Below are 26,720 nucleotides of genomic sequence, written 5' to 3'. Positions count from 1 at the left end.
TAGACGTCCTCGATCGGCGCGTGCCAGATGTCCTCGAGGAAGCCGGTCTCGACCGCGCGGCCCCACACGTTCTGGTCCACCGAGTACGGCGAGGACTTGGTCTGGTCGATCGGCAGGTCGCGGTCGTGCGCCCAGGCGATGGCCTTCTCCCGGGTCCAGGCGAAGTCGCGGACCGGGGCGATCACCTTGAGGCCGGGGGCGAGCGCGCCGATGCCGACCTCGAAGCGGACCTGGTCGTTGCCCTTGCCGGTGCAGCCGTGCGACACGGTGGTGGCGCCGTGGTACTTCGCCGCCTCGACCAGGTGCTTGACGATCACCGGCCGGGACAGGGCGGAGACCAGCGGGTACCGGTCCATGTAGAGGGCGTTGGCCTGCAGCGCGGGCAGGCAGTACTGCTCGGCGAACTCGTCGCGCGCGTCGGCGACGACCGCGTCCACGGCACCGCAGTCCAGCGCGCGCTTGCGGATGGTGTCGAGGTCCTCGCCGCCCTGGCCGACGTCGACGGCGACCGCCACGACCTCGGCGCCGGTCTCCTCCGCGATCCAGCCGATCGCGACGGACGTGTCCAGACCGCCTGAGTAGGCGAGGACGATCCGCTCAGTCATTCTCCGGTTCTCCTTCTGCGTTCGTGCGCGCCGCGAGGGCGGTGAAGCGAATCGCCAGGTCCTTGCCCGACAGGGGCTCCCTGGCGATGACCATGACGGTGTCGTCGCCGGCGATGGTGCCGACGACCTCGTGGAGGGCGGCCCGGTCGATCGCGCTGGCGAGGAACTGCGCGGCACCGGGCGGGGTTCGCAACACCGTCAGGTTGGCCGAGTAGTCCGCACCCGCCAGCAGCTCGGCGAGCAGCCGGGACAGTCGCGACGTACCGCCCTGGACGCCGCGGACCGGTGAGCCGTCCTCCGGGATCACGTAGACGGCGGCGCCCCCGTCGGCGCCCCTCAGCTTGACCGCGCCGAGCTCGTCGAGGTCCCGCGAAAGCGTGGCCTGGGTGACGTCGATGCCCTCGTCCGCGAGGAGCTTGGCCAGCTCGGTCTGGCTGCGGATGCCCATGTTCGACACCAGCTCGACGATGCGGGCCTGCCGTGCCGCACGGGTGGCCGCGGTCATGGTGCCAGTGCCCAGGTGAGCAGCGCTTTCTGGGCGTGCAGCCGGTTCTCCGCCTCGTCCCACACGGCGCTGGCCGGGCCGTCGAGGACCTCGTCGGTGATCTCCCAGCCGCGGTGGGCCGGCAGGCAGTGCAGGACGATCGCGTTCTCGCCGGCCCTGGCCAGGAGATCGGCGTTGACCTGGAACGGGCGGAACGGCGCGACGCGGTCCTTGCCGTCGTTCTCCTGGCCCATGGACGTCCACGCGTCGGTGACCAGCACGTCCGCTCCGTCGACCGCGGCGTGCGGGTCGGACAGGACGGTCACGCTGCCGCCCGTGTCGACCGCGCGCTTCTTGGCGTCGAGCAGGACGTCCTGGTTCGGTGTGAAGCCCTCGGGGTGCGCGACGCGGACGTGCAGGCCGGCGGTCACGCCGCCGAGCAGCAGCGAGTGGGCCATGTTGTTGGCGCCATCGCCGAGGTAGGTGAGGGTGAGGCCCGCGAGCCTGCCGAGCCGTTCGCGGATGGTCTGCAGGTCGGCGAGCACCTGGCAGGGGTGGAACTCGTCGGTCAGCGCGTTGATCACCGGAACGCGCGAGACCGAGGCCATCGCGACGATCCGCTGCTGGGCGTAGGTCCGCCAGACGACCGCGTCGACGTAGCGGGACAGAACGCGGGAGGTGTCCTCGATGGTCTCCTCGCGACCGAGTTGCATTGTGCGACCGTCGATGACGATGGGTTGCGCGCCGAGCTGCGCGATGCCGACCTCGAACGAGAGGCGGGTGCGCGTGGAGTTCTTCTCGAAGATCGTCGCGACGGACCTGCCCGCGAGCGGGGTGAGGGCGAGACGGTCGGCCTTCATCCGGTCGGCCAGGTCGAGGACGTCGCGCTGCTCGTCCGGGTTCAGGTCGTCGTCACGAAGGAAATGCCTGGTCACTGCGCCTCCTGAGCCTGGTCGAGGACGCCGGGCAGGGCGTCGAGGAAGCCGTGGACCTGGTCGCTGTCGAGGACCAGCGGCGGGGCGAGGCGGATCGTGTCGGGCTGGACGTTGTTGATCAGGTAGCCGGCGTCCTGCGCGGCCTCCGCCACCCTGCCGGACACGGGTCGGGTGAGGCCGATGCCGAGCAGCAGACCGCTCCCCCGCACCTCGGTGACCAGTGGGTGGTCGAGCGCCTCGACGCCGGCGGTGATCTCCTTGCCCATGGCCGCGGCGTGTTCCACCAGGCCGTCGGCGGCGATGGTCCGCAGGACAGCGAGGCCGGCGGCGCAGCAGACGGGGTTGCCGCCGAAGGTGGTGCCGTGCTGGCCGGGCTTCATCAGGTCGCCGGCGGCGCCGACACCGATACAGGCGCCGAGCGGGAGGCCGCCGCCGAGGCCCTTGGCGAGCGTGATGACGTCCGGGGTGATGCCGGCCTGCTGGAACGCGAACCAGGTGCCGAGGCGGCCGAGGCCGGTCTGCACCTCGTCGAGGATCAGCAGCGCGCCGTTGTCGCTGGTCAGCTTCCTGGCGGTCCGCAGGTAACCGGCGGGTGCCGGGTGGACGCCGCCCTCGCCGAGCACCGGTTCGAGGATCACGGCGGCGGTGTGTTCATCGACCGCGGCTTCGAGGGCCTCCGGGTCGCCGAACGGGATGTGGTCGACGTCCGGGAGCAGCGGCTGGAAGGGCGCCCGCTTCGGTGGTTGGCCGGTCAGCGTGAGCGCGCCCATCGTGCGGCCGTGGAAGGCGCCGTCGCAGGCCACGAGCTTGGTGCGGCCGGTGAGCCGGGACAGTTTCAGCGCCGCCTCGACGGCTTCCGCACCCGAGTTGCAGAAAACGACCTTGCCGCTGACGCCGGCCACGTCGAGCAGCTCCTCGGCCAGCTCGACGGTGACCTGGTTGATGTAGAGGTTGGAGGTGTGGCCGAGGGTCTGGATCTGCTCGGTGACGGCCTGGACCACCGCCGGGTGGGCGTGACCGAGCGCGTTGACGGCGATGCCGCCGACCAGGTCGAGGTAGCGGTTGCCGTCGGCGTCCCAGACGTAGGCGCCCTCGCCGCGGACGAGCGTCAGCTTCGGCGTGCCGTAGTTGTCCATGAGGGACGCCTGCCACTTGGCCCGGCCCTCCGTGTTCGAAGTGATCACTGTGTCTCCTCGGGCAGGACCATGGTGCCGACACCGCTGCCGGTGAAGACCTCGAGCAGCACGGAGTGCGCGAGCCGGCCGTCGATCACGTGGGCGCGGGGCACGCCGCCGCGCACGGCGGACAGGCACGCCTCCATCTTCGGGATCATGCCGGTGGCGAGGCCGGGGAGCAGCTTCTCCAGCTCGTCGGCGTGGATCTGGTTGAGCAGCGAGTCCTTGTCGGGCCAGTCCGCGTACAGGCCCTCGACGTCGGTGAGCATGACGAGCTTCTCGGCGTTCAGCGCGACGGCGATCGCGGCGGCCGCGGTGTCGGCGTTCACGTTGTGTGCCAGGCCGTCCTCGTTGGGGGCGACCGTGGAGACGACCGGGATGCGGCCCGCGTGGACGATGTCGAGCACGGCGTCCGGGTTGACCGCGATCACGTCGCCGACCAGCCCGATGTCGACCTGCTCGCCTTCGACGGTCGCCGTCCGGCGTCGCGCGATGAGCAGGTTGGCGTCCTCGCCGGAGATGGCGACGGCGTACGGGCCGTGCGTGTTGATCAGCGCGACCAGCTCGCGGCTGACCTGCCCGGTGAGCACCATGCGGACGACGTCCATGGTCTCGGGCGTGGTGACGCGCAGGCCGCCCTTGAACTCGCCGGGGATGCCGAGGCGGTTGAGCATGGCGGTGATCTGCGGGCCGCCGCCGTGGACGACGACCGGGTGCAGGCCGGCGAGCTTGAGGAACACCATGTCCTGGGCGAACGCGGTCTTGAGCTCCTCGTCGACCATGGCGTTGCCGCCGTACTTCACGACGACCGTGGCGCCGTGGAAACGCTGCAGCCACGGCAGTGCCTCGATCAGGACCGCCGCCTTCTCCGCGGCCAGGGGAATGGTCATGACGAGTAGGCGCTGTTCTCTTCGACGTAGCCGTGGGACAGGTCGGTGGTGAGGACGGTGGCCGCGCCCGTGCCCGCGTTGAGGTTGACCTCCACGGTGATGTCCCTGCCGGACAGGTCGGCCTTGCCGCGGTCCTCGCCGGCGGCGCCCGCCCGGCAGACCTCGACGCCGTTGATGGTGATGTCCAGCCTGGTCGGGTCGAAGTCGGTGGGCGCGTTGCCGACGGCCATCGCGACGCGGCCCCAGTTGGGGTCCGAGCCGAAGAACGCGGTCTTGCAGAGGTTGTCCTGGGCGATCACCTTCGCGGCTTTCTTCGCCTCGTCGTCGGTGGCCGCGCCGGTGACCGTGATGCTGATGTGCTTGGTGACGCCCTCCGCGTCGGCCTGGAGCTGTTTCACCAGGTCGTGGCAGACCTGCGTCAACTTCTGGGTGAACTCGTCCACGGTGGGTGTCTGACCGGACGCACCGGAGCACAGCAGCAGCACGGTGTCGTTGGTGGAGGTGCCGCCGTCGACGTCCAGGGTGTTGAAGGTCCTGCTCACCGCCGCCGTGAGTGCCAGGGCGGCCTGTTCCTGGTCCAGCACCGCGTCGGTGGTGAGGACGGACAGCATCGTGGCCATGTTGGGTGCGCACATGCCCGCGCCCTTGGCGAAGCCGCCGATGGTCCAGCCGTGCGCGCTGGCCTGGGCCTGTTTGGCGACCGTGTCGGTGGTCATGACCGCCTCGGCCGCGGCCAGGCCCGCCTCCGGGGTGTTCGCGAGTTGCGCGGCGGCCGCGGTGACGCCCGCGGTGAGCTTGTCCATGGGCAGGCGGGCGCCGATGAGGCCGGTGGAGCACACGGCGACGTCGACCGCGCCGATGCCGAGGGTCTCCGCGACGTGCTCGGCGGTCTTGTGGGTGTCCTGGAAACCCTCCGGGCCGGTGCAGGCGTTGGCGCCCCCGGAGTTGAGGACGACGGCCCCGGCTCGTCCCGTGGTGAGCACCTGCTGGGACCAGAGCACGGGCGCGGCCTTGACCTTGTTGCTGGTGAAGACGCCGGCCGCCACGTCGAGCGGACCGTCGTTGACCACCAGTGCCAGGTCCTTGTTGCCGTTCTCCTTGATGCCGGCGGCGACGCCGGCGGCCCGGAACCCCTTCGGGGCGGTGACGGTCACGGAGCGACTCCCACGGTGGTCAGGCCGGTGGTCTCCGGCAGGCCGAGTGCGATGTTCATGGACTGGATGGCGGCACCCGCGGTGCCCTTGGTGAGGTTGTCGAGGGCGGCGATCACCACGAGCCGCCCGGCGTCCTCGTCGACGGTGGCGCGGAGCTGGACGGCGTTGGAGCCGAGCGTGGCGGCGGTCGCGGGCCAGGAGTTCTCGAGCACGTGGACGAACGGCTCGTCGGCGTAGGCCTTGCGGTAGACCTCCTCGGCGTCGCGGTTGTCCCTGATGGGTGCCGACGCCGAGGTCAGGATGCCGCGCGGCATGGGGGCGAGCACCGGGGTGAAGGAGACCCTGACCCTGGTCCCCGCGACCTGCGCGAGGTTCTGGGCGATCTCGGGGGTGTGGCGGTGGGTGCCGCCGACACCGTAGGTGGTGACCGAGCCCATGACCTCGGAGCCGAGGAGGTGCGGTTTGAGCGACTTACCGGCGCCGGAGGTGCCACTGATGGAGGTGATGACGACGTCGGGCTCGATCATGCCCGCCTGGAGCGCCGGGGCGAGCGCGAGGGAGGCGCCGGTCGGGTAGCAGCCGGGGACGGCGATCCGCCTGGTGTTCTGGAGCTTCTCGCGGTTGCCGGGGAGTTCCGGGAGGCCGTAGGGCCAGGTGCCGGCGTGCTCACTGTTGTACCAGCGGACCCAGTCCTCCGGGTTGACCAGCCGGTGGTCCGCGCCGCAGTCGATGACGAGCGTGTCCTGGCCCAGCTGGGCGGCGATCTCCGCGGAGTGGCCGTGCGGGAGGGCGAGGAAGACGACGTCGTGGCCGGCGAGGGTGTCCGCCGTGGTGTCGGCGAGGACACGGTCGGCCAGTGGGGGGAGGTGGGGTTGGTGTGCGCCGAGCAGCGTGCCGGCGTTGCCGCCGGCGCTCAGTGCGCCGATCTCGACGTCCGGGTGCCCGAGGAGCAGGCGGAGCAGCTCACCGCCCGCGTAGCCGCTGGCTCCGCCTACCGCGATCCTGATCGTCACCCGGATGATTATGCATCACCATGCAAACTCACTCAAACCGGTATTCACGCCGACGGGCGCTCCCGGTGTGTACCGGAAGCGCCCGTCAGGTGATCGGTTCAGCGAGGTACGGCTACCGCCAGCTCGGCGCGGGCGTCCGTGCTCGACACCGTCGCGGCGCGCTTGTCCGCGGTGGCGCCGGCCGGGACCGGCTGGGGCACCGGGTCGCACTGGACGTCCGAGTGGTTACCTGGCTGGCGGGCCGGCAGGGCACCCGTCTTCAGATAGTTCACGATGAGACTGTCCGTGCACTCGACGCCGGACAGCGACCCCGAGTGGGTGGTGCCGTTCACACCTTCGATGAGCACCGACGTCGGGAACAGCTTGCGGACCTCGAGAGCGCCCGTGTACGGCGTCGCCGCGTCGTTCGTCTCGTTGATCAGCAGCGCGTTCTTGACCTTGCTGCCGTCCACCTTCACCGGCCGGTCGGCCGTCGCGGGCCAGTACACGCACGGCGCGTTGAACCACACGTTGCCCCAGGTCTCGAAGGGGGCGCGGAAGAAGGTGAGCCACTGGTCGACACGCCACTTGTTCCAGCTCGTCGGCCACTGGTTGTCGGTGCAGGAGACGGCCAGGTAGACGGCGTGGCCGTTGTCGTCGAACGGCGGCGTGCCGTACAGCGCCTGCAGGGTCTGCCAGTCACCGTTGTGGACGAAGCCGGCGAACGCGTTGGCGATGTCCTCCCAGCCGTACACGTAGTAGCCGGCCTGCAGGAAGATGTCGGTCCACTCGTCCGGGCCGATCACGCCACCCGCCGGGGCACGCAGCAAGTCGGCCTGCGTCTGGTAGTAGAGCGCCTCGACCTGCTGCTCCGTCGTGCCGAGGTGGTAGATGTTGTCGTACTTCGCGATCCAGCCGAAGTAGGTCTTGATGTTCTTCTCGAACGCGATGTCCTGGTCGATGTTCGCGTCGTACCAGACCCGCTTCGGGTTGACGTTGCCGTCGAAGATGACCCGGCGGAAGTGGTCCGGGTAGAGCGTGCCGTACACCTGACCGAGGTACGTGCCGTAGGAGAAGCCGTAGTAGTTGATCTGCGGGGCGCCGAGCGCCTTGCGGATGCTCTCCATGTCGTTGGCCGAGTCGACCGTGGTCATGTGCTCGAGGAGCTTGCCGCCGTTGCGGCCGCAGGCCTGCGCGTAGCTCTTGGACCGCTGCAGCCACGTCCGCTCGAGGCCGGGGGTGACCGGCGTGTAGAACGGGCGGTTGTAGCCGTCGTAGTCGGGGATGCAGGACAGCGACGGCTGGCTCTCGCCGACCCCGCGCGGGTCGAAGCCGATCCAGTCGTAGTCGTCGCCGCCCCCGTTCGGGACGAACTCGTTGAAGATCGCGTAGATGAGGCCGGAGCCGCCCGGACCGCCCGGGTTCACGAGCATGGGGCCCTGGTAGGAGGAGTCGGGTCCCTTGTGCGTGACCCGCGACACGGCGAGCTTGATCTTCTCGCCGTTGGGCTTCGCGTAGTCGAGCGGCACATCGAGCAACCCGCACTGGGCACCGGCCTGCGCGAGTCTTGGATTGTCGCATTCACCCCATTGGATGGCTTTTGGAGTGAATTCAGGTGCTTTTGCCGGCGCAGCGGAGGCCGTCGTCGCCACGCCCAACCCGCTGAGCACAACGCCCACCACCGCGGCCACGGCGGCGAATCTGCGTGTTTTGATCACCAGTAGAGCCTGCCGTTCGTAATAGTGACCGGGAATCCCCCGAAAGTCGTTTTATCGTATCGTGACAACACGGAGGGCAACGACTCGGGTACACATCGGTCAGCCTCGCGATCGGTCCACTGGGGACACATGGCACTACCAGCATGTGTTGGCACACCCGTACATCGGCCATCTCGCCGCCGCGGTTGGTCCGTCCGGACGGTAGCGCCTGTTACCAGTTCGCCGATCGCTCCCCACAATTGTCGGTGCCCGCGAGTAGCGTTGAAACCGGGGGTCCCCAGGCATACCAACGGTCCTTTCGCTCGGGCTCGCCGGTGAAGATGTTCCCATTTACCACTCAACGCTCCGGAACTGTCGGTCCCCTCCGCCACGGCAATGAAACCTCTGCACCAACGGTCCTTTCGCTCGGCTTCGTCCGGCCAATCCGCTCCACAACGCGAGAATTGTCGGTCCCCGGGCGTAGCTTGGCCTCATGACCGAATCCCAGACCCTGATCAAGGCGGTACGCGACGGCCTCGCAGCCATCGGCGACGCGCGCAAGGCGCCCGAGATGCAGCGGTACATGAAGTCGGAGCAGCCGTTCCGCGGTGTGCCCGCGCCCGAACGCGGCGCGCTGGCCAAGCAACTGTTCGCCGCCCACGTGCTGACCGACGAGGAAGACTGGCGCGCGACCGTCCTGACCCTGTGGCGCGAGGCGACATACCGCGAGGAGCGCTACCTGGCGATCGCGCTCACCGGCGATCGCCGGTACGCGGCGTGGCAGACACCCGCGCTGGTGCCGCTGTACGAGGAACTGATCGTCACCGGAGCGTGGTGGGACCACGTCGACGAGCTGGCGAGCCGGCGCATCGGCCCACTCTTACGCGGGTTTCCCGAGGACCTGACGCCGGTGATGTACGCCTGGGCCACCGACCCCGACCTCTGGAAACGACGCACATCCATCATCTGCCAGCTGACCTTCAAGGAGGCGACCGACACGAAGCTGCTGACCGCGGCGATCGAAGCGAACCTGGACGACCGTGACTTCTTCATCCGCAAGGGCATCGGCTGGGCACTGCGCCAGTTCGCCCGCACCGAGCCAGGGTGGGTGCGGGCGTTCGTGGACAGCCACCCTGGCCTGTCCCCCCTGTCCGTACGAGAGGCGGTAAAGCACTTGTAGCGCCCTGACACGATGGCGAGGTGACCGATCTGCCACCGACACGTGCGTCGCTCGCCGCCGACCTCGCCGCACTGGGCCTGCGCGAGGGCGACACGGTGATCGTGCACTCGTCGCTGCGCGCGGTCGGCTGGGTCCCGGGCGGCCGGGTCGCGGTCGTGCAGGCGCTACTCGACGTGCTCGGGCCAGCGGGCACGTTGGTGGTGCCGACGCAGACGTCGGACAACTCGGATCCGAAGTTCTGGCAGCGCCCCCCGGTACCGGAGGCGTGGTGGCCGGTGATCCGAGAGCAGACGCCCGCGTTCGACCCGGCGGTGTCACCAACCCGTGGCCTGAGCGTGCTGGTGGAGGCCGTGCGCACCTGGCCGGGCGCGGTCCGGAGCAACCACCCGCAGACGTCGTTCGCCGCGGTCGGCGCGCAGGCCGCGGCCCTGATGGCGACCCACGAGCTCGACAGCCATCTGGGCGAAGGCTCGCCGCTGGCGGCACTGGAACGAGCGGACGCCCGGGTGCTGCTGTTGGGCGTGGGCTTCGACGTATGCACGACCTTCCACCTGGCGGAGTACCGAGTGCCGACCCCGAAGACGGAGTACGGCTGCGCAGTCCGGACCGACAACGGCCGCGAGTGGGTCACCTACACCGATGTAGCGACCAACAGCGACGACTTCGCCCACCTGGGCGCGGCGTACGAGCCGACCGCCACTCTGCGTCGTGGCCGGGTGGGCAAGGCAGACGCACGCCTGTTCCCGGTCGTGGAAGCAGTCGCCTTCGCGGTGGATTGGTTGCGCACGAACCGCCCGACGGGGTGAGTGCCGGGCCGGGGGGCCGGGGGGCCGGGGGGCCGGGGGGCCGGGGGGCCGGGGGGCCGGGGGGATGATGCCTGAGCTGGGTTGGTTAGACAACCCATGGTTTTTGTGAGCCGCTCGTTGTTGGTTGGCGTGGTGTCCCCAGGCGGTGGTTCGTCGCGTAACTGGTATCGGTCTTGCGGCACCGCGCAGGATGCCGACCGGCCGGTTGGACAGCTGCTGCGGCATGCTCCGGTGCCGTCTAACGCGCCTGCGGGCTTGTCCTTGAGGACTTGGGCGGCAGAAGGCGAGGCAGAGCCTGCAGTCGGTCCGTCTGCAGGCTTCGCGCTGCTCGCTGGCCGTTCTACGCGAGCCGGTCCTCAGTAGCCAGGCCCAAGAAGCCTCAAAACTGGGCATGGCCTCTCGACCCCGTTGCCAACCCTCCCCCATGCACCCCGGCCCAACCCCGACGCCCAACGCACCACGGACCGACGAACCGGTTCAGGACCGCAGCGCCGCGCCGAATCGGCTTGCTGCTGCGGATACCGCCGAGTCGCGTGCCGCGGTGGCCTCTTCGACCGTGAGTGTGCGGTCTGGGGCGCGGAAGCGGAGGGAGTAGGCCAGCGAACGCTTGCCCTCGCCTACCTGCTCGCCTGTGAAGACGTCGAACAGGTGTAGGTCTTCCAGGAGGTCGCCGCCGCCGTTGCGGAGGGTGGTGGCTACCTCGGCTACGGGGACGGAGATGTCCACCACCAGGGCCACGTCCAGTAGGACCGGGGGGTACGGGGACGGGGACGGTGCTGGGCGGCGGCCCACCACGGGGAGTGCGTCCAGCTTCAGCTCCATCGCGCAGGTGCGCTTCGGGAGGCCCAGGGCTTCGATCACCTTGGGGTGGAGTTCGCCTGCGTAGCCGACTGCCAGGTCGCCTACCAGCAGCTGTGCGCAGCGGCCCGGGTGCCAGGGCGCCAGTTCGGCGGCGCGGATGTTCAGTTCCACGCCCGAGGCTTCCGCCACGATGTGGGCCGCTCGGATGGCGTCGGCCCAGTTTGCTGGTTCGCCTGGGCCCCACCAGCCTGCTTGTTCGCGGTTGCCGGCCAGGACTACCGCAGTGTGGACCGGTTGTTGTGGGAGCGCCGCGTGTAGGGCCGCGACCTCGCCGTCCTTCGGGCGGGCGGCGACGCCCACGGTGGGGACCGGGACCTGTTGTGCCTTGGGCAGCGTCACCTGGCCGATGTGGAACAGGGCCACGTCGCGCATGCCTCGGGAGACGTTGCGGATCAGGGCTTCCAGGAGGCCCGGCAACAGGGTGGTCGCCAGTTCGCTGCGGTCGGCCTCCAGTGGGTTGAGCAACGACACCGTGCGACGGCGGTTGTCGTCGAAGGCCAGGCCGAACGAGTCCCAGATGGTCGGGGAGACGAAGGGGAACGGGATCACCTCGATGTACCCGGCCTCGGCCAGCGCGCGTCCCACCGCTCGGCGGCGGAGCTGGCTCGCGGTCGCGCCCTTGCCGGGTGGGGCCGGCGGCAGCTGCGTCGGGATGCTGTCGTAGCCCTCCAGGCGCAGCACCTCCTCCACCAGGTCCGCGGGCTCGGTCAGGTCCGGGCGCCACGTCGGTGGCTGGATCGCCACGCGGGACTTGCCGTCCTCGCCGGTGAACATGTCGACCGTGGTGCAGCCGATCTGTTGGAGCCGCCGCACGGTGGCGCCGCTCGGGTAGCGGGTGCCGGCCACCTGGTCCGGCAGGCCGATCGGCATCGTCACCGTCGGCATCGGGGTCACGCCGCCGACATCGGTGCGGCCGGGCTGGATGCTGCCCTCGGCATGGTCACGCAGCAGCCTCGCCGCCCGCTCCAACGCCATCGGCGCGATGTTCGCGTCCACCCGCCGCTCGAAACGCTTCGAGGCCTCCGACGGCAGCTTGTGCCGGCGCACCGTCCTGGCGACGGCCGTCGGCTCCCAGTTCGCCGCCTCCAGGAGGATGTCCGAGCTGTCCGGGCGCACCTCGGTGCTCGCGCCGCCCATCACGCCGGCCAGGCCGATCGGGCCGGTCTCGTCGGTGATGACGATGTCGTCGGGGTCGAGGGTGCGCTCCACGTCGTCCAGGGTGGTGAGCTTCTCGCCCGCCTCGGCGCGCCGCACGACGATGCCGCCCTTGATCGACGGCGTGTCGTACGCGTGCATCGGCTGGCCCATCTCGAGCATCACGTAGTTGGTGACGTCGACGGCCAGGGAGATGGACCTGATGCCGGCCAGCATCAGCCGCCTGCGGATCCAGAACGGGGTCGGCGCGGTCGGGTCGACGCCGATGATCCGGCGCGCGACGAACCGAGGGCAGTCCTCCTCGTTCTCGACCGTGACCGGGAACGCGGGGCCCTCGGCCTCCGGCACGTCGATGGCCGCGTGGTCCCGGTAGGAGATGTCGAACGCGCACGCCAGCTCGCGGGCGAGCCCTCGGATCGAGAACGCGTAACCGCGGTCGGGCGTGATGGACAGCTCGATGACGCTGTCGTCGAGCCCGAGGTAGTCCACCGCGTCGTCGCCGGCGCCGACGTGCTCGTCACCGCTGGGCAGCACCAGGATGCCGGTGTGCTCGTCACCGAGGCCCAGCTCGCGTGCGGAGCAGATCATGCCGTCGCTGTAGCGGCCGTAGGTCTTGCGCTTGGTGATCGCGAAACCGCCGGGCAGCACCGCGCCGGGCAGCGCGACCACCACGAGGTCGCCCTCCGCGAAGTTCGTCGCGCCGCAGACGATGCCGCGCATCCGAGGACCCATGGTCTCGTCGTGGTCGTCGGCCTCCGCGACCTCGACCATGCAGTACCGGATGGGCTTCTTGAACTCGGTGAGCTCCTCGATCTCGGCGACGCGACCGACCACGACCGGTCCGGTCACCGGACCGAGCGGCGCGACTTCCTCCACCTCGAGACCGACGCGGACGAAGGCCTCGGCGATCTGCTCCGCCGTGAACCTCTCTTTCGTGTCGAGGTGCTCGGTGAGCCAGCTGACGGGGACCCGCACGATGTGTCTCTCCTACTGAATGACGGGTGTGGCGCGATCAGGCTTCGATGCCGAAGGGCGCGGTGAACCGGACGTCCCCTTCGACCATGTCCCGCATGTCCGGGATGCCGTTGCGGAACTGCAGCGTCCGCTCGATGCCCATGCCGAACGCGAAGCCGGAGTACACGTCGGGGTCGACGCCGCAGGCCCGCAGCACGTTGGGATGGACCATGCCACAGCCGCCCCACTCGACCCAGCCCGCGCCGCCCTTCTTCTCCGGGAACCACACGTCGGGTTCGGCGGAGGGCTCGGTGAACGGGAAGTACGACGGGCGCAGCCGGATCTTCGAGGTGTCGCCGAACATCGCCTTCGCGAACGCGTCGAGCGTGCCCTTCAGGTGCGCCATCGTCAGGCCCTTGTCCACGGCAAGGCCCTCGACCTGGTGGAACACGGGCGTGTGGGTGGCGTCCAGCTCGTCGGTCCGGAAGGTGCGGCCCGGGCACACCACGTACACCGGCAGGTCACGTTCGAGCAGCGAGCGGATCTGCACCGGTGAGGTGTGGGTGCGCAGGACCAGGCCGGAGTCGGCCGGCGCCACGTAGAACGTGTCCTGCATGGTGCGGGCCGGGTGGTCCTTCTTGAAGTTGAGCGCGTCGAAGTTGAACCACTCGGTCTCGACCTCGGGGCCCTCGGCGATCTCCCAGCCCATCGCGACGAACACGTCCGCGATCCGTTCGGACAGGGTCGTCAGCGGGTGCCGGGCACCGCGTGGGCGGCGGTCCCACGGCAGCGTGACGTCGACGGACTCCTCGCGCAGCACCCGCCTGTCGCGGTCGGCCTCCAGCTCGGCCCGGCGCTCGTCGAACGCCTCCCGGACCAGCTTCTGCGCCTCGTTGACCCGCTTGCCGGCGTCGGCCTTCGCGTTGGGCGGCAGCGCGCCGATCTCCCGGCGGGCGACCATCAGCGGGGCCTTGTCGCCCAGGTGGGCGGGCTTGGCCGCGGCGAGTGCCGCCAGGTCGACGGCCGCCTCGAACTCCTTGCGCGCCTGCTCCACGGCAGCCTGCAGCGTCTCAGGCGCCAGGGCCGCGACCTGCTTCGGGTCGTAGGAGTCGTTGGCTGCGGACATGGTGGCTGCGCGCTCCCGGGCTGGATCGATCTGGTGCTCGCGCACACCGCGAGCACAGTGATCCTAGGTGATCGGCCGAAACGGCCCACACCCAGTTTCCACTATCGGCGCTTCGGGGGGAACGCGTGGGCCAGGTCGGTGGCCGCGAACTCCTGCGGCACGGCCCGCCCGGCAGCGTAGTGGTACAGCGCGGTCTGGTAGATCCCGGACAGTGCGGTGGTCACGATGACGGAGCCGAGGAACCACAGCACGGCGAGGCCGAAGAGCACGTAGGCGACCGCGCCTCCGGCGAGGGCGCCGAGCATGACGAGCAGGATGACCGGCAGGAACAGCAGGAAGTCGACCGCGCCAATGCCGACGTTGCCCAGCACGTTCTCGCCCCAGGTGTTGCGGAACAGCTCCACGGAGCGCCTGACGGCCGGCTTCGTGGTCACGCCCTCCAGGACCATGATCGGCAGCACCAGGTAGGTGACGAGGTTCCAGCGCCACCGCAAGCAGGACGATCAGTCTGCGGTCGGATTGAACCGATCGGGTGGTTCCGCGCGGTGTCGCCACGCCGTGGCGTACAGGCACACGGTGGCCGCGGTCGCCAGGTTCAGGCTCTCGGCCCTGCCGTAGATGGGCACGCGGAGTGACTCGTCGGCCGCCGACTTCACCTCTTCGGGTAGACCGTGGGCCTCGCTGCCGAAGAGCCACGCGGTGGGGCCGGTGACGGTGCCCGGGGTCAGCTCGGCCTTCGCGTAGCCGTCGGCCGCGACCAGGCGCAGGCCCGCGGCGCGGCAGGCGTCGAGCACGTCGGCGACGGGGGCGCGGGCGATGGGCACGTGGAAGACACTGCCCGTCGAGGCCCGCACGCACTTGCCGTTGTGCGGGTCGACCGCGGCGCCGGCCAGGACCACCGCGTCGGCGCCCGCCGCGTCCGCGACACGGATGACCGTGCCCGCGTTGCCGGGGTCGGACACGCCGACGAGCACGGCCACGAGTCGGGGGTTGCCCGCCAGGACGTCCTCCACGGGCCGGTCGACCAGGCCGCAGACGGCGACGACGCCCTGTGGGGTGACGGTCTCCGCGAGGCCGGCCATGGCACGGTCGGTGACGGGCGAGACCGGGACGCCACGATCGTGGGCGGTCGTCACCAGATCGGAGTCGCGGGCCAGGAAGTCCTCGGTCACGAACAGCTCGTGCACATCACCCGGCCAGGCGAGCGCCTCACGGACGGCCTGCGTGCCCTCGACGAGGAAGCGGTGGAGCCGCTCCCGGCCGCCGCGCCGCGACAGGGCCCGGGCAGCAGCAACCCGGGGCGTCCGTTCGGTGAACACCCCGGGTCGTCGTTCGGCGCTCAGGAAGCCTTGCCCTGCTGGTGCGCGTTCTCGCGGGCGACCTCGACGAGCGCGGCGAACGCGGCTTCGTCGTGGACGGCCAGCTCGGCGAGGATCTTGCGGTCCACCTCGATGCCGGCGTTCTTCAGGCCCTGGATGAACCGGTTGTAGGTGAGGCCGTTCTGGCGAGCCGCGGCGTTGATGCGGGTGATCCACAGCTGGCGGAAGTCACCCTTGCGGGCGCGGCGGTCCCGGTAGGCGTAGTTCAGCGAGTGGAGCACCTGCTCCTTCGCCTTGCGGTACAACCGCGAGCGCTGCCCGCGGTAGCCGCTGGCCAACTCGAGGGTCGTGCGGCGCTTCTTCTGGGCGTTGACTGCCCGCTTGACGCGTGCCACGGTGCGTATCCTGTCGATCTCGTGGGCGGCTCCACGCTCGCCCGGTGGTCAGGGACGGTCGGTCAGAGACCGAGCAGCTTCTTCACGCGCTTGACGTCCTGCTTGGCCACCTCGGTGGTGCCGGACAGACGGCGGGTGAGCGTGCTGGGCTTCTTCTCCAGCCTGTGTCGGAGGCCGGTCTTCTGACGACGCAGCTTTCCCTTGCCGGTGACCCGAATACGCTTGGACGTACCGGAGTGTGTCTTGTTCTTGGGCATTGTTCTTCCTCGCACAGTGAGATGACCGGGCGCGCGGCCTGAAGCGGAGACGCGCTCGGTCTCGGTCAGCCTCGGATCAGATCGTGTCGGTGCCCGCGTTCGCCTTCGGACGGGTCTTCTGGGACTTGTGCGGCGCCAACACCATGATCATGTTTCGACCGTCCTGCTTGGGCGCGGCCTCGACGAAGCCGAGGTCGGCTACGTCCTCGGCCAGCCGCTGCAGCAGCCGGAAGCCAAGTTCGGGGCGGGACTGCTCACGACCCCGGAACATGATCGTCACCTTGACCTTGTTGCCGTGTTCGAGGAAGCGCATCACATGGCCGCGCTTGGTCTCGTAGTCGTGTGTGTCGATCTTCGGGCGGAGCTTCTGCTCCTTGATCACGGTGAGCTGCTGGTTTCGACGCGACTCACGAGCCTTCTGCGCGCTCTCGTACTTGAACTTGCCATAGTCCATGAGCCTGCAGACAGGCGGGCGAGCCTGCGGGGCAACCTCCACGAGGTCCAGGTCCGCTTCCTGAGCCAGTCGCAGTGCGTCCTCGATGCGCACGATGCCAACCTGCTCGCCGCCCGGTCCGACCAGTCGGACCTCTGGGACTCGGATGCGGTCGTTGATACGTGTCTCGGAGCTGATGGGGCCTCCTCAGGCCGGTTGGGTCTTCTTCTCCTCCCGCGACCCTCGCGGAGTCCCATCAAGCACGAAACCCCGATCGCCATGAAGGCGAACGGGGCCCGCTTCCGATCACACCCGTCGCACCCGACGGGAAACCCGCGGTCGCTGCACCAGGACAGCTACCGCCGGCGACCGGAACCCGGCCACTGAGTGACTCGGGTGGGAGCGGGGCTCCACTTGTGCCGCCTCGCGGACGAGGCGGGTCGCGATCCGTAGAATAACACCCCCGGCCGGGGGATTTGTTCCCCGGGGCCTAGCGGGAGGTCCACTGGTAGCGCAGCTCCGGCCTACCCACCTGACCATAGACCGGCTGCCGGACCGCCAGCCCGTGATCGGCCAGGTATTCGAGGTAGCGCCGCGCGGTGACCCTGGACATGCCGAGCACGTCGCCGGCCGCGCTCGCGGACAGGCCGGCGTCCGCTCCGCGCAGCGCCGCGGCGACCGCGTCCAGGGTCGGTGCGCTCATCCCCTTCGGCAGCTGGGCGCCGTCGCTGCCCCGCAGCGTCGCGAACAGGTGGTCGACGTCGGTCTGGTCGGCCTGCGCCGCGCGGTCGACGCCACGCCGGAAGCGGGCGTACCGCTCCAGCTTGTCCCGCAGCGTCGCGAACGTGAACGGCTTGAGCAGGTACTGCGCCACCCCGCTGGACACCGCGGCACGCACGAGCGCGAGGTCACTCGCGGAGGTCACCATGATCACGTCGACGAGCCGGCCCTCGGCACGCAGCGAGCGGCACAGGTCGAGGCCCAGCTCGTCGGGCAGGTACTGGTCGAGCAGCAGGAGGTCGACGTCGAGCCGGCCCAACGCGCGGCGGGCCTCCCCCGCGCTGTGCACGACGCCGGCGACGGCGAAGCCGTCGACCCGCTCCACGTAGAGCTGGTGGGCGTCGGCGGCCACGCGGTCGTCCTCCACGACCAGGACGGAGATCACGACGTCACCAGCGCCATGGGCAGCCGCACGGTGAACACCGCGCCCCGCTCCCCCTGGCCGACCTCGATCGTGCCGCCGGCGCGCCGGACCGCCTGCCGCACCAGCGCGAGCCCGAGACCGCGGCCGTCGGCCTTGGTCGACCAGCCGCGGTCGAACGCCACCTCGCCGGCCGCGAGCCCGGGCCCGGTGTCCTCCACGCGCAGCAGCAGTTCACCGTCCTCCATGCGGGCGGTGACGAACACCCTGGGCGCGGTGCCGCTCTCGAGTGCGGCGTCGAGCCCGTTGTCGATGAGGTTGCCGAGGATCGTGACCACGTCCCGGGGTGCGAGCGTGCCGCCGGGAATGGCGTCGTCGATCTCGGTCTCCGCGGTGATCACCAGCTCGGCGCCGCGCTCGTTCGCCTCGGCGGCGGCCTTGCCGAGCAGCAACGCCGCGAGCACGGGCTCGGACACCGCGTCAACCACCCGGTCGGTCAGCTCCTGCGCGACGGCGAGCTCGGCGGTGGCGAACTCGACGGCCTCGGCGTACCGGCCCAGCTCGACCAGTGACACGACCGTGTGCAGGCGGTTCGCGGCCTCGTGCGCCTGGGACCGCAGCGACTCGGCGAAGCCGCGGACCGAGTCCAGCTCGCCGGTGAGTGCCTGCAGGTCGGTGTGGTCGCGCAGGGTCACGACCGTGCCGTGCGCACGGTCGCCGAACCGGACCGGCGCGCTGTTGACGACCAGCACGCGCCGCTCGGTCAGGTGGATCTCGTCGCGGCTGGTGCGGTGGGCCGCCATGCTCGCCACCATCTCCGCCGGCAGTCCGAGGTCGGTGAGCGCCCTGCCCTCGACCTCGCCGTCACCGCGGTCGTCGAGGTCGAGCAGCGCGCGGGCACCGTCGTTGCACAGCGTCACCCGGCCGGCCTGGTCGATGAGGAGCAACCCTTCGCGCACGGTGTGCAGGATCGCCTCGTGGTGCTCCAGGCGCCGGCTCAGCTCGGCGGGGCCGAGGCCGTGGGTCTGGCGAGCGAGGCGGCGGCTCACCAGGTACGTGCCGACCATGCCGACCGCGAGGGCGGCGATCGCGACGAGCAGGAGCAGCAGCAGGCGGCCGCGGACCTGGCCGGCGATGGCGTCGAGCGTGATGCCGACGCTCACCAGCCCGACGATCCGCGCACCGTCGCGGACCGGGACCACCGCGCGCACCGACGGGCCGAGCGTGCCGGTGTAGGTCTCGGTGAACACGTGGCCGGCCAGCGCCTCGTCGATGTGGCCGAGGAACTGCTCGCCGATCCTCGCGGGGTCCGGGTGGGTGTACCGCCTGCCCGTCGGGTCCATGATCGTGATGAAGTCGACGTCGGTGTCGCGGAGCACGCGGTCGGTGAACGGCTGCAGGACCGCGCTCGGGTCGCGTGCCTCGATCACGTCGGTGATCGCCGGCGAGTCCGCGATGGTCAGCGCGACGGCCACGACCTCGGCCTCGCTGGAGTCCCATGTGCGGGCGGCGACGTCCAGGTACACGAGCACCGTGCCGGCGACCACGAGGACGCCGACGACGATCACCTGCAGCACGAGGAGCTGGCGGGCGAGGCTCCAGCCCGGGCGGTCACGCGTCACGTGCTCCAGTGTGATGGCCTTCACGATGTCCCTCGAACCATGTACGTAATGAACAGAAAGGTGACCCAGGTCATACTTCGCTCGGAGAATGACCCGCATGTCCAGCGTTGAACAGCCGGTTGGGCCGCGTCGCCGCGACCGGACACACGTCCTCTACCTCTCAGTGATCGTCGCGGTCGCGATCGGCATCTTCATCGGTCTGGTCTGGCCGGAGTTGGGTAAGGCACTGAAACCGCTCGGGACCGGGTTCGTCAACCTGATCAAGATGATGATCAGCCCGATCATCTTCTGCTCGATCGTGATCGGTGTCGGTTCGGTGGCCAGGGCCGCGAAGGTCGGCAAGGTCGGCACGCTCGCCATCGGCTACTTCCTCGTCATGTCGACGGTCGCGCTCGCCATCGGGCTGATCGTCGGCAACATGCTGCACCCAGGCGAGGGACTGCACCTCACCCCGGACGTCGCGGCGGCCGGCCACAAGCAGGTGGCCGCGTCGGAGAGCACGGCCGACTTCCTGCTCGGCATCATCCCGACCACGCTGGTCTCGGCGTTCACCGAGGGCTCGGTGCTGCAGACGCTGCTCATCGCGCTGCTGGGCGGGTTCGCGCTGCAGGCGCTCGGCGCCAAGGGCGAGCCGATCCTGCGGGGCGTCGAGCACATCCAGCGCTGGGTGTTCCGCATCCTGTCGATGGTCATGTGGGCGGCCCCCGTCGGGGCGTTCGGCGCGATCGCCGCCGTGGTGGGCGAGACGGGCGTCGACGCGCTGAAGAGCCTGGCCATCATCATGATCGGCTTCTACGTCACGTGTCTGATCTTCGTGTTCGGGATCCTGTCCTCCATCCTGTGGGTGGTGGCGCGGATGAACATCCTGACGCTGTTCCGGTACCTGTCCCGGGAGTTCCTGCTGATCCTGTCGACGTCGTCGTCGGAGGTGGCACTGCCGCGGCTGATCGCCAAGATGGAGCACCTCGGCGTGAGCAAGCCGGTCGCCGGTATCACCGTGCCGACGGGCTACTCGTTCAACCTGGACGGGACCGCGATCTACCTGACGATGTCGACGCTGTTCATCGCCGAGGCGATGGACAAGCCGCTGTCGTTCGGCGAGCAGATCGGGCTGCTGCTGTTCATGATCGTCGCGTCGAAGGGCGCGGCGGGCGTGACCGGCGCCGGCCTGGCCACCCTCGCCGGCGGCCTGCAGTCACACCGGCCGGAACTGGTGGACGGCGTGGGCCTGATCGTCGGCATCGACCGGTTCATGTCCGAGGCGCGTGCGCTGACGAACTTCGCGGGCAACTCGGTCGCGACGGTCCTCGTCGGCACGTGGACCAGGGAGTTCGACCGGGAGCGGGCGGACCGCGTCCTGTCGGGCGAGGACCCGTTCGACGAGCGCACCCTGCTGGACGACCACGAGGCCGCGCCGAAGGCCGAGGAGACGGCGGCGGCCGAAGCGGCGGCCACGAAGTAGGTCTCGGGCTGGCGCGCCGCTACTCGCGGGTGCGGCGCCGCCAGCCCGTGCCCTCGTGCCACGACTCGATGACCAGGTGGTCCGCCGGGTTGCCGACGTAGGTCAGCACGACCTCGGTGATGTCGATGCGGAAGTGGCCCGCGTCCTGGTGCGGGCTGTCGGGAGCCGGCGGGATCTCGACCACGCGGCCGGCGAGCTTGGCGTCGCCGAGCCACTCCCCCGCCTCCTTGGGCGGGTCGAGCGACGGGCTGTGGACGGCGATGCGCGGATCGCGGCGCACGTCGAGGAGCTTCAGCGAGCGGTCCATCATGCCGAACTTGACCTCGCCGTCCTCGAACTCCAGCTCCGACCCGCTGATCCGCGGCGAACCGTCCTTGCGCAGCGTCGCGATCGTCTTGTGGATGCCTGCCCCGAAGCGGGCACGGACACGCTCCGCGAACTCGGGCGCGTCCTTCTCGATGTCCTGCCATCTCGCCATGGTCGGCATGCTATCCCGTTTCCGAACCATGGTTCAATAACGTCTGTGGCACGACCGAGGAAGATCTCCGACGAGGGGCTGCTGGCGGCGGCCGGGCGTGCGATCGGGCGGTACGGGCCGGGGTTCACGTTGGCGCAGGTGGCGAACGAGGCCGGGGTCGCGGTGGGCACCGTGGCCGGGCGGTTCGGGTCCAAACAGAACCTGCTGCTGGCGATGATGGCCGTGGCAGCGGGGAGCGTCGGGCAACGCATGCGCGCGGCGGCCAGTGGTCTCGATCCGGTGGCGGCGATCGTGGCCGCCGCGCTCGTGATCACCGACGGCCTGGACGACCCGGCGACGGTCAGCAACCACCTCGGGCAGTTGGGGGTCGATCTCGCGGATCCGGCGTTGCGGGGCGGGTTCGCGGAGTTGCGGGCGAGTGTGCGCTCGGTGCTGGCGGAGCTGTTCGCGGCGGCGGAGTTGGCAGGTGCTCCCCCGCCCGCGCAGGCGGCGCGTGTGGTCGCGGCACTGGCCCAGGGCGCGTTGATGGACTGGGCGTTGGAGCCACGGGACGGGATCGCGGAGGTGCTGAAGGCGGACGTCGAGGCGGTGCTCACGGCCTGGCGCTGATCGTTCGGCGGCTCATTCGGGCTGTTTCGCTCCGCTGTCCTGACGCCAGTGCGCCGGTGGCATGCCGTAGCGGTTCTTGAACGCGCGGCTGAACGCCGCCTCCGACGTGTAGCCGACGTTCCTCGCGATCAGCGTGACGGGGAGGGAGGTGTTGCGGAGCAGGTCGGCCGCGGTGTCCAGGCGGACGAGCGCGAGATAGGTGGCCGGCGGCTTCCCGACGTGAGCGAGGAACCGCACGGCGAACGCCGACCGGGAGAGGTTGCACGCTCGGGCCAACTCCTCGACCGTCCAGTCGCGGCCTGGATAGCGGTGGATGGCGCTCAGGGCCGGACCGGTCAGCGGGTCCAGGGCACCGGCCAGCCAGTTCGGTTCGCAGTCGGGACCGGCGGCCCAGGTGCGCAGAATCTGGATGAAGATCAGATCGAGGATGCGGGCGACCATCACCGCCGATCCCTGCGAGGGCGACCGCATCTCGGCGACGAGCATCCTGCGGGCCACCTCGAGCCCTTCGAGCGCCGGGCCGCGGTCGCCGCGCAGGATGATCGCGGCCGGGAGGCTCCCGAGCAGGTGACTCGCCCGCGAATCACCGATCGTGAATGTTCCGCAGAGCCAGCGCGCCGGCTCGGGTGTGTCGTTGTCGTTGCCGGTGCCGGCGGCATGCGTGCCCCTGCCCGCGTCGCTGATGCGATGCGAGTCCCCGCGCGGAAGCAGGACGACATCGCCGCAACGCACGTGCTCGACGTCCGGGTCACCGTCGATCCGGAGCACCAGTTCGCCCTCTTCGACGATGTGCAGACTGCCGAGGTCGGCGAAACCGATCGAGAAGGTCCGCGGCGGGGCGTAGGCGACGATCCGGTCCCCACTCAGACGGACGCTTCGGAGCAGCTCCGAGAGCATGTCGTGTGACTGACCGCCCACGTCGAGCCCGAGCGCACCGTCCCCGAGCGCCGGCGGATCGGCGAGCTCCCGCGGCGGGCGAAGCACGTCGGCCGGCGTCGCTGGACGATCAGCAAAGTGTCCCGACGGAACTGTCATGGTCGTTGCCCATTCCTCTCACTACGGTCGACAGGCAGTGAGTGGAGCCGCCGTGCGGAAGGAGTCGGGATCCGTTGTCCCGACCTCCCACCATCGGCGAAGCAGCCGTGCTACCGGCAGTTCGCCCGACACCATCGTGCGGGGTCGGGTCCTCTCGCTCGTATCAACCAAGACTAACAACCAGGGGATCATCCATGACCGAGCAAGGCAGGCCGACCAAGATCAGCTTCGTGTACTCCAACCCCACCGACCCGGACGCGTTCGAGGCGGCGTACTCCGACCAGCTCGCGCTGGCGCGCGAACTCCCCGGTCTGACCCGGCTGCAGGCGTCGAAGGTCTGGCCCAAGGAAGACGGCAGCCCCACCCCGGCGTACCGGCTCCTGGACCTGTACTTCGCCGACTACGCGACGGCCAGCACCGCCGCCGCGAAGGCGGGATCCCTTGTCGCCGCCACCCTCGAGCACGCCACCGGAGGGGTAGTGATCGCATTCGCCGACGTCCTCGAGGACGCCTGAGGAGCACGCGAACACGCGGTGGGTCCTCCCGGCTCGGCGGCAGCCGGGTTGGGAGGACCGGCTGATGCCGCTGACGTGAAGCGCTGCCTCATTCACACATCAACCCGAGCGAAAGGACCGTTCGCATCCGGTGGGCTCCCCGGTTTCCGCGCTACTCGTGGATACCGACAGTGGGGCGGGCTGTGGGGCTCAGTTCCCGATGAAGTCCAGTAGGGCGTCGCCGCGGTGTTTCTTGGCGGCGCCCGGGGAGACACCCAGCACGCGCTTGAAGGCGCGGGCGAAGGCGGCTTCCGAGCGGTAGCCCAGTTTGCGGGCCAGTTCCGCCGTGGTCGTCTGGCCCTCCTCGAACGAGCGGAGGGCCACCTGCATCCGCCAGCGGGTCACGTACTGCATCACCGGTTCGCCGACCTCCTTGGTGAACCGCGCGGAGAACGCCGATCGGGACATCGCGAGCTCGTTCGCCAGTTCGGCGACCGTCCAGGCGCGGTCCGGCTGTCGGTGGATCAGCGCCAGCGCGCGGCCGAGCTGCGGGTCGTGCAGTGCGCCGAGCCATCCGGTCCGCGCGGCCGGGTCGGCCTCCAGCCAGGTGCGGATCGCCTGGATGACGATGATGTCCGAGAGCCTCGTGATCACCTCCTCGCCGCCGGGGCGCAGCTCCCTGGCCTCGCTGGCCATCAGGCGCAGCAGGCTCGGCAGCCAGCTGTCCGGCGCGCTGCCGGCGGTCTCGATGTGCAGGGTCTCGGGCAGGACCTCGATCAGGTGCCGGGCGCTCGGCTGGTCGAACCGGATGGCCCCGCAGATCATGTGCGTCGGCGGCCCGGCACTGCCGTTGCGCAGCAGCTCGTACCGCTCGCTGACCAGCTCGCGCGGCAGGTCCAGCACACTGGGAGTCGGCACTCCGGGCTCGCTGAGCAGCGTGTGCCCCTGCCCGTGCGGCACGAGCACCAGCTCGCCGGCGCCCATCACCCGCGGGGGCCCGTCGCCGGTGCCGAGCCAGCAGGTGCCGGCGGTCACGACGTGGAACCACAGGTGGCCCGGCATCGCCGGCATCGCCATGCCCCAGGGAGCTCCCAGCTCGACGCGGCAGTAGAACGTGCCGTTCATCCGCAGCAGGTGCAGGGCCTCACCGACCGGGTCCGTCGGCGCCCAGGGGTCCAAACCCGTCATGGGACGACTATGACGGGCCCGCACCCAGCATCCAAGTGATTTGGACGATCGAGCAGGAGCTGGCGTCATACCGTCATGGAAGATCCAGACCTGTCCCGCGCTCGTTGGACGGGCTGCACGACCACGCTCAGGCGGTCAGGTAGGCGCGGAAGCCGCGCTGCCCACGCCGCATCATGAGGGCGTGGTTGACGCGGAACAGCGGCCGGGCGACCGGCGCGAGGAAGCGGAGCAGCGGCTTGGTGACGACGACGCGTTGTGAGATGGCGAGGACCACGCCGGCGGCCTCGTGCTCGGACACCACGCCCTGGACGTAGCCCTCGAGGTCACCGGTCACGTCGACCCGCATCCGGCCGCTGTCCGGGTCCTCCTCGGCGCGGTGCAGCCGGAAGGTCAGCGCGTAGGGCAGTACCGACCTGCAGACGACCTCGGCGGTGTTCTCATCCACTCGGGTGACAGAGCGGATGTCGGGCCACCACTGCGGATAGCGGGTGAGGTCGACCAGTGCGTCGAACACCCTGGCCGCGGTGGCACTTACCGACCATAGGCTCCGGAAACGGTAGTCATTGAGTGACACGAGTCGAGTATGCCGGCGCTAGGGTGCGGGCATGGCGAAGTGGACCGTGGCCGAACTGTCCGACCAGAGCGCGCGGACGGTGATCGTCACGGGCGCGAACAGCGGTGTGGGACTGGCCACGACAGCGGCGTTGGCGACGGCGGGCGCACGGGTGATCCTGGCCTGCCGCAACGTCGACAAGGGCAGGGCGGCAGCCGCGACCATGCCCGACACGGTCGAGGTGCGGGCGCTGGACCTGACCAGCCTCGCGTCGGTCCACGCGTTCGCGGCGTCGATCGACGAACCGGTGGACGTCCTGGTCAACAACGCCGGCGTCATGGCCGTCCCCCACCGCACCACTGCGGACGGCTTCGAGATGCAGATGGGCACCAACCACCTGGGCCACTTCGCACTGACGGGACTGCTCCTCGACCGCCTGCGCGAGCGGGTGGTGACGGTGTCGAGCTCGTTCCACTGGTTCGGCCACATCGACCTGGACGACCTCAACTGGGAGCGCCGCCGCTACCGCCGCTGGGCCGCGTACGAGCAGACGAAACTGGCGAACCTGCTGTTCGCGTACGAACTGGCCCGCAAACTGGAGGAAGCCGGCTCACCGATCAGGTCCTACGCGGCCCACCCGGGCTACGTGTCGACGAACCTGATGTCCCACACCGAAACGGTGCTGGACACACTGATGGCCCTGGGCAATCACGCGATCGCACAAACCCCGGCAATGGGCGCACTCCCCACCCTGTACGCGGCAACAGCCGACCTACCCAACGGCGGCTTCGTCGGCCCGGGCCGACTGATGTGGGGCCACCCGAAGGTCACCCGCTCAAGCCCGGCGTCCCACGACCGGGAGAAGGCAGCAGCCCTGTGGTCACTGTCAGAAAAACTGACGAACGTGACCTACACCTTCCAAAGATGACCTACACCTTTCAAGGGTGACGCAGGCAGAACAGGCCAACCGCAGGCCGCGAGGCGCCAGACCAGAAGCCACCAGGCAGGCAAGCCCCAACAAAGCTCAACCGGACCTGGCCAACCCAACCATCTGGCCAGCCCTGTCCACTCCCCCGGCGGCCCCGCCCCCTCCCCCGGCGCCCCCGCCGCACCCACGAACCGTCAGAGAACCTGCGTGAGGAACTGCCCCGTGTAGGAGTCAGCCATAGCGGCGATGTCCTCCGGAGTCCCCTCCCCGACGATCATCCCGCCGCCGGAACCCCCTTCGGGCCCCATGTCGATGATCCAGTCCGACGTCTTGATCACGTCCAGGTTGTGCTCGATCACGATGACCGTGTTGCCCTTGTCCACCAACCCGTTGACGAGCCCGATCAGCTTGCGGATGTCCTCGAAGTGGAGGCCGGTCGTCGGCTCGTCCAGGACGTAGACCGTCTTCCCGGTCGAGCGCTTCTGCAGTTCCGACGCCAGCTTCACGCGCTGGGCCTCGCCACCCGACAGGGTCGTGGCCGGCTGGCCGAGGCGGACGTAGCCCAGGCCAACGTCCACCAGGGTCTTCAGGTGCCGGTGAATGGCCTTGATCGGCTCGAAGAAGCGTTCCGCCTCCTCGATCGGCATGTCCAGGACCTCGGCGATGGTCTTGCCCTTGTAGTGGACCTCGAGCGTCTCCCGGTTGTACCGGGCGCCCTTGCACACCTCGCACGGCACGTACACGTCCGGCAGGAAGTTCATCTCGATCTTGATGGTGCCGTCGCCGGCGCAC

At 69.8% G+C, this 26,720-nt stretch carries 28 protein-coding genes; 6 read left to right on the top strand and 22 right to left on the bottom strand.

What is annotated here, in order from left to right; all coding sequences use genetic code 11:
* The 8 genes from ACJ73U_RS30790 to ACJ73U_RS30755 all read right to left on the bottom strand — a co-directional run.
* Window positions 1-605: argininosuccinate synthase domain-containing protein (locus ACJ73U_RS30790; protein WP_407781234.1), on the bottom strand; the 605-nt coding region annotated here is incomplete at its 3' end.
* On the bottom strand, window positions 598-1,110 hold the full coding sequence (locus tag ACJ73U_RS30785) for an arginine repressor (protein WP_407781233.1): 513 nt from the start codon (window positions 1,108-1,110) through the stop codon (window positions 598-600). The genes ACJ73U_RS30785 and ACJ73U_RS30790, both read right to left, overlap by 8 nt.
* Complete coding sequence (gene argF, locus ACJ73U_RS30780; protein WP_407781232.1) at window positions 1,107-2,024, bottom strand: ornithine carbamoyltransferase; 918 nt, start codon at window positions 2,022-2,024, stop codon at window positions 1,107-1,109. The genes ACJ73U_RS30785 and argF overlap by 4 nt, the downstream gene beginning before the upstream one ends.
* On the bottom strand, window positions 2,021-3,160 hold the full coding sequence (locus ACJ73U_RS30775; RefSeq protein ID WP_407781236.1) for an acetylornithine transaminase: 1,140 nt from the start codon (window positions 3,158-3,160) through the stop codon (window positions 2,021-2,023). Before ACJ73U_RS30775 ends, argF begins: the two co-directional genes overlap by 4 nt.
* A gap of 44 nt (window positions 3,161-3,204) precedes the next feature.
* The gene (gene argB / locus ACJ73U_RS30770; RefSeq protein ID WP_407781231.1) at window positions 3,205-4,089 is read right to left on the bottom strand and encodes an acetylglutamate kinase; all 885 of its coding nucleotides are present in this window, start codon (window positions 4,087-4,089) and stop codon (window positions 3,205-3,207) included.
* Complete coding sequence (gene argJ, locus ACJ73U_RS30765) at window positions 4,086-5,243, bottom strand: bifunctional glutamate N-acetyltransferase/amino-acid acetyltransferase ArgJ (RefSeq protein ID WP_407781230.1); 1,158 nt, start codon at window positions 5,241-5,243, stop codon at window positions 4,086-4,088. The genes argB and argJ overlap by 4 nt, the downstream gene beginning before the upstream one ends.
* Window positions 5,240-6,256 carry an N-acetyl-gamma-glutamyl-phosphate reductase gene (argC, locus tag ACJ73U_RS30760; protein WP_407781229.1) on the bottom strand — a complete coding sequence of 339 codons (1,017 nt, stop codon included), beginning with the start codon at window positions 6,254-6,256 and terminating at the stop codon, window positions 5,240-5,242. The genes argJ and argC overlap by 4 nt, the downstream gene beginning before the upstream one ends.
* 98 nt (window positions 6,257-6,354) lie before the next feature.
* A complete protein-coding gene (locus ACJ73U_RS30755) occupies window positions 6,355-7,953 on the bottom strand; it encodes an alpha/beta hydrolase (RefSeq protein WP_407781228.1) in 1,599 nt (532 codons plus the stop codon).
* A 472-nt stretch (window positions 7,954-8,425) separates the two neighbouring features.
* Between ACJ73U_RS30755 and ACJ73U_RS30750 the strand changes: the two genes are divergently transcribed.
* Together ACJ73U_RS30750 and ACJ73U_RS30745 are read left to right on the top strand one after the other, a co-directional pair.
* A complete protein-coding gene (locus tag ACJ73U_RS30750; RefSeq protein ID WP_407781227.1) occupies window positions 8,426-9,112 on the top strand; it encodes a DNA alkylation repair protein in 687 nt (228 codons plus the stop codon).
* Between the two features lie 20 nt (window positions 9,113-9,132).
* Window positions 9,133-9,918, top strand: a complete 786-nt coding sequence (locus ACJ73U_RS30745; RefSeq protein WP_407781226.1) for an aminoglycoside N(3)-acetyltransferase — start codon at window positions 9,133-9,135, stop codon at window positions 9,916-9,918.
* Window positions 9,919-10,395: 477 nt separating this feature from the next.
* Here the strand turns inward: ACJ73U_RS30745 and pheT are convergent, their stop codons facing one another.
* The 9 genes from pheT to ACJ73U_RS30700 all read right to left on the bottom strand — a co-directional run bounded on the left by pheT (window position 10,396) and on the right by ACJ73U_RS30700 (window position 19,181).
* A complete protein-coding gene (gene pheT, locus ACJ73U_RS30740) occupies window positions 10,396-12,909 on the bottom strand; it encodes a phenylalanine--tRNA ligase subunit beta (RefSeq protein WP_407781225.1) in 2,514 nt (837 codons plus the stop codon).
* 37 nt (window positions 12,910-12,946) lie between these two features.
* Window positions 12,947-14,014 carry a phenylalanine--tRNA ligase subunit alpha gene (gene pheS, locus ACJ73U_RS30735; RefSeq protein ID WP_407781224.1) on the bottom strand — a complete coding sequence of 356 codons (1,068 nt, stop codon included), beginning with the start codon at window positions 14,012-14,014 and terminating at the stop codon, window positions 12,947-12,949.
* A gap of 101 nt (window positions 14,015-14,115) precedes the next feature.
* On the bottom strand, window positions 14,116-14,508 hold the full coding sequence (locus tag ACJ73U_RS30730) for a DUF6159 family protein (RefSeq protein WP_407781223.1): 393 nt from the start codon (window positions 14,506-14,508) through the stop codon (window positions 14,116-14,118).
* 9 nt (window positions 14,509-14,517) lie between these two features.
* The gene (locus tag ACJ73U_RS30725; protein ID WP_407781222.1) at window positions 14,518-15,333 is read right to left on the bottom strand and encodes a TrmH family RNA methyltransferase; all 816 of its coding nucleotides are present in this window, start codon (window positions 15,331-15,333) and stop codon (window positions 14,518-14,520) included.
* A 20-nt stretch (window positions 15,334-15,353) separates the two neighbouring features.
* A complete protein-coding gene (gene rplT / locus ACJ73U_RS30720) occupies window positions 15,354-15,728 on the bottom strand; it encodes a 50S ribosomal protein L20 (RefSeq protein ID WP_407781221.1) in 375 nt (124 codons plus the stop codon).
* A gap of 62 nt (window positions 15,729-15,790) precedes the next feature.
* Window positions 15,791-15,985 (bottom strand): 50S ribosomal protein L35, encoded by a 195-nt coding sequence (gene rpmI, locus ACJ73U_RS30715; protein ID WP_407781220.1) that lies wholly within the window; start codon window positions 15,983-15,985, stop codon window positions 15,791-15,793.
* Window positions 15,986-16,061: 76 nt separating this feature from the next.
* Window positions 16,062-16,616 (bottom strand): translation initiation factor IF-3, encoded by a 555-nt coding sequence (infC, locus tag ACJ73U_RS30710; protein ID WP_407781235.1) that lies wholly within the window; start codon window positions 16,614-16,616, stop codon window positions 16,062-16,064.
* A 292-nt stretch (window positions 16,617-16,908) separates the two neighbouring features.
* Window positions 16,909-17,583 carry a response regulator gene (locus ACJ73U_RS30705; RefSeq protein WP_407781219.1) on the bottom strand — a complete coding sequence of 225 codons (675 nt, stop codon included), beginning with the start codon at window positions 17,581-17,583 and terminating at the stop codon, window positions 16,909-16,911.
* Window positions 17,580-19,181, bottom strand: coding sequence for an ATP-binding protein (locus ACJ73U_RS30700; protein ID WP_407781218.1), 1,602 nt, complete (start codon window positions 19,179-19,181; stop codon window positions 17,580-17,582). The genes ACJ73U_RS30705 and ACJ73U_RS30700 overlap by 4 nt, the downstream gene beginning before the upstream one ends.
* Before the next feature lie 97 nt (window positions 19,182-19,278).
* Between ACJ73U_RS30700 and ACJ73U_RS30695 the strand changes: the two genes are divergently transcribed.
* Complete coding sequence (locus ACJ73U_RS30695; protein WP_407781217.1) at window positions 19,279-20,643, top strand: cation:dicarboxylate symporter family transporter; 1,365 nt, start codon at window positions 19,279-19,281, stop codon at window positions 20,641-20,643.
* 19 nt (window positions 20,644-20,662) lie between these two features.
* On the opposite strand, the gene ACJ73U_RS30690 is transcribed toward ACJ73U_RS30695, so the two are convergent.
* Window positions 20,663-21,121, bottom strand: a complete 459-nt coding sequence (locus ACJ73U_RS30690) for a pyridoxamine 5-phosphate oxidase (protein WP_407781216.1) — start codon at window positions 21,119-21,121, stop codon at window positions 20,663-20,665.
* A 45-nt stretch (window positions 21,122-21,166) separates the two neighbouring features.
* Between ACJ73U_RS30690 and ACJ73U_RS30685 the strand changes: the two genes are divergently transcribed.
* Window positions 21,167-21,730, top strand: a complete 564-nt coding sequence (locus ACJ73U_RS30685) for a TetR/AcrR family transcriptional regulator (protein ID WP_407781215.1) — start codon at window positions 21,167-21,169, stop codon at window positions 21,728-21,730.
* Window positions 21,731-21,742: 12 nt separating this feature from the next.
* Here the strand turns inward: ACJ73U_RS30685 and ACJ73U_RS30680 are convergent, their stop codons facing one another.
* Complete coding sequence (locus tag ACJ73U_RS30680) at window positions 21,743-22,714, bottom strand: AraC family transcriptional regulator (protein WP_407781214.1); 972 nt, start codon at window positions 22,712-22,714, stop codon at window positions 21,743-21,745.
* A 245-nt stretch (window positions 22,715-22,959) separates the two neighbouring features.
* On the opposite strand from ACJ73U_RS30680, the gene ACJ73U_RS30675 reads away from it, so the two are divergent.
* Window positions 22,960-23,280: an EthD family reductase gene (locus tag ACJ73U_RS30675; RefSeq protein WP_407781213.1), complete on the top strand. Its 321-nt coding sequence runs from the start codon at window positions 22,960-22,962 to the stop codon at window positions 23,278-23,280.
* Window positions 23,281-23,469: 189 nt separating this feature from the next.
* Here the strand turns inward: ACJ73U_RS30675 and ACJ73U_RS30670 are convergent, their stop codons facing one another.
* Complete coding sequence (locus tag ACJ73U_RS30670; RefSeq protein ID WP_407781212.1) at window positions 23,470-24,447, bottom strand: AraC family transcriptional regulator; 978 nt, start codon at window positions 24,445-24,447, stop codon at window positions 23,470-23,472.
* Window positions 24,448-24,574: 127 nt separating this feature from the next.
* A complete protein-coding gene (locus ACJ73U_RS30665; protein ID WP_407781211.1) occupies window positions 24,575-25,021 on the bottom strand; it encodes an SRPBCC family protein in 447 nt (148 codons plus the stop codon).
* 31 nt (window positions 25,022-25,052) lie between these two features.
* Here ACJ73U_RS30665 and ACJ73U_RS30660 point away from each other — a divergent pair, with 31 nt between their 5' ends.
* Complete coding sequence (locus tag ACJ73U_RS30660) at window positions 25,053-25,928, top strand: oxidoreductase (RefSeq protein WP_407781210.1); 876 nt, start codon at window positions 25,053-25,055, stop codon at window positions 25,926-25,928.
* 194 nt (window positions 25,929-26,122) lie between these two features.
* Here ACJ73U_RS30660 and ACJ73U_RS30655 read toward each other — a convergent pair.
* Window positions 26,123-26,720, bottom strand: a 598-nt coding sequence (locus ACJ73U_RS30655; RefSeq protein ID WP_407781209.1) for an ATP-binding cassette domain-containing protein, incomplete at its 5' end; no start/stop codon positions are given.

Origin of the sequence: Actinophytocola sp., from assembly GCF_045807065.1 — a bacterium.
Lineage (GTDB): Bacteria > Actinomycetota > Actinomycetes > Mycobacteriales > Pseudonocardiaceae > Actinophytocola.
Note: the sequence above shows the minus strand (reverse complement) of the source record. Positions and strands in the feature narration are given on the sequence as shown.